Below are 2042 nucleotides of genomic sequence, written 5' to 3' on the forward strand. Positions count from 1 at the left end.
TGCTTATGTATTTGGCAAGCGTAAAGATGATGTTTTCAAAGAGCTAAAAGCCTTACTGACTCCTTTTGAAATAAGCAGATATTATACAGATGACTGGGGGGCTTATGAGCGAAACTTAGATGTAAATGAACATGAAATAGGCAAACAAAACACTCAAAAAATTGAACGAAAAAACCTAAATTTTAGAACATGGATTAAACGCTTAACGCGTCGAACAATCTGTTTTTCCAAAATAGAACAAATGCATGATATTGTCATTGGACTATTAATTAATAAAGTCGAATTTGGACGAGATATTCATGCCTAATAACAGATTTAACCCACCACCTTATTTGGAAACTTCAGTTGGTAGTTACTACATTTTTTAATAAATACCTAAATGAAGCACACCTTCTTCTTTACCAGTAATCGTTTGGTTAAAAGATGAAGGACTCACGGAAAAATCATCTGTATGTTTTGTAAAGGCTGTATTGTAAAAATTTCGTAATATAAAGTTGATAAACAACTCTGGGGTTAATGGGTTAGAAACAGGAATCCTACAATTTTTATATTGTCCGAAGGTTACATGTGTTTTCGGATGTTCAAGTTCTTTAAAGTTTTTAGGATCGAAATCGAAGCGGATAGGGAAGGTAACAATATTTTTTGCTAAAATATCGGCATAAATTTCATCATCTTCATATAATTCAGGTTCATTTTGGAAACTCTCTAAGCTTGGCGATGGAAAAAAAGCCAAACGATGAGAAATTAATTCCCCATGTTGATAATCGTAAAGTAATTGAATCAATGCACCATCAATCATCTTTATATTATAGTTTTTTGTTTCTTCTAATTTTTTATAAATATCTTCATATGCCAAGTCTTTCATCGCAAGAGAAATATCATGAACTCCTGTATACGAAATAACTCCGTTCTTATTTCTGGGGAAATTTTGCCCAACCGATAAATTAACCTCAATCAATTTTGCAGTAATTTTGCAAATCTGTTTATAAATAATACCGGACTTCAACATTACTAGGGGCTGTTGCCGTTTCACATAGGCAACCATAAAAAAGTACAAGCTAAAGCCATAGACCCTTCAAAATTTCGCTTCAGTTTGTCATATCGTGTAGCAATGGCTCTGAAGTGCTTGATCCCTGCAAAAGCGTTTTCAACAAGGTGCCAATATTTATAAAGGGACCAATCAATGTCATCATTACCGATATTTGAATTCTTTTTTCTTGGAATAATAGGAATTGCGTCTTGAACTCTGATTTGAGTTCGCAACTCTTTACTGTCATAGCCTCTGTCAGAAATAATATAATCAGCTTGGGGCAATTCAGCAACCAGCTTAGGCGCTTCTTTGCAGTCATGAACTTCACCGCCTGTTATCCTGAAGTGGATTGGAAGCCCCCAAGAATTAACGGCCATATGAATTTTGGTTGTGTTTCCTGCTACTGACTTTCCTATGGCACTTTCTTGTCCGTGTGCTGCACCACTACTATGCTGGTGTGTTTTCACAATACTTCCATCAATAAATTCCCACTCTAAATCAGGTTCAACAATAAGCATGTTAAAAATACCCATCAGTTTTTCTTTACGAGACCATTCATTAAATCGTTTATAAATTGCATTCCAATTACAATACCTTCGCCAAAATAAGGGAGAGAAATAAACTAAGGATGGCCAGAAATCGGTAAAATACTAGGTTACAATACCACAGCACTTACCAAAATATGACCATGTTCGAAATCATAACAATACTTGAAGCCTTGAGTCCAATCTTATCTGCCAAAAAAGTAACTACTCAGCGTAATTTAAACTCATAACAGATTGATTTAAACTCATAACAGATTGATTTAAAATAATAATTAATGTATCTCTCTGAATTTTAGTCCAATTTTCACCCCTTTTTAAAGGTGAAAATTACTAAAGTCAGCATCAGTGTTCCCATTGAAAGAAGAAGTACCTAAACAAAGCAGTCTATAACCTACCTGAAGGTAGCACCACTCGAACATTTCCATCTTTTTGATTTTAATCACTTATAACAGCAAATAGACACTCTG

2 protein-coding genes and 1 pseudogene are annotated in these 2042 nt (G+C 34.4%); 1 reads left to right on the forward strand and 2 read right to left on the reverse strand.

The annotated features are described in order from the left end of the window. A partial coding sequence (locus CDZ78_RS19835) for an IS1 family transposase (RefSeq protein WP_244559297.1) occupies positions 1–307 on the forward strand: 307 nt, incomplete at its 5' end. Between the two features lie 57 nt (positions 308–364). Here CDZ78_RS19835 and CDZ78_RS19840 read toward each other — a convergent pair. Both CDZ78_RS19840 and CDZ78_RS19845 read right to left on the reverse strand, forming a co-directional pair. Beyond that, a complete protein-coding gene (locus CDZ78_RS19840; protein WP_230990759.1) occupies positions 365–1033 on the reverse strand; it encodes a DUF2290 domain-containing protein in 669 nt (222 codons plus the stop codon). Continuing rightward, positions 1030–1617, reverse strand: a pseudogene (locus tag CDZ78_RS19845) (IS5 family transposase); the annotation flags it as partial. The gene CDZ78_RS19840 and the pseudogene CDZ78_RS19845, both read right to left, overlap by 4 nt. Between the last annotated feature and the right edge of the window lie 425 nt (positions 1618–2042).

Source organism: Bathymodiolus platifrons methanotrophic gill symbiont (assembly GCF_002189065.1).
In the GTDB taxonomy this organism is placed as follows: Bacteria; Pseudomonadota; Gammaproteobacteria; order Methylococcales; family Methylomonadaceae; genus Methyloprofundus.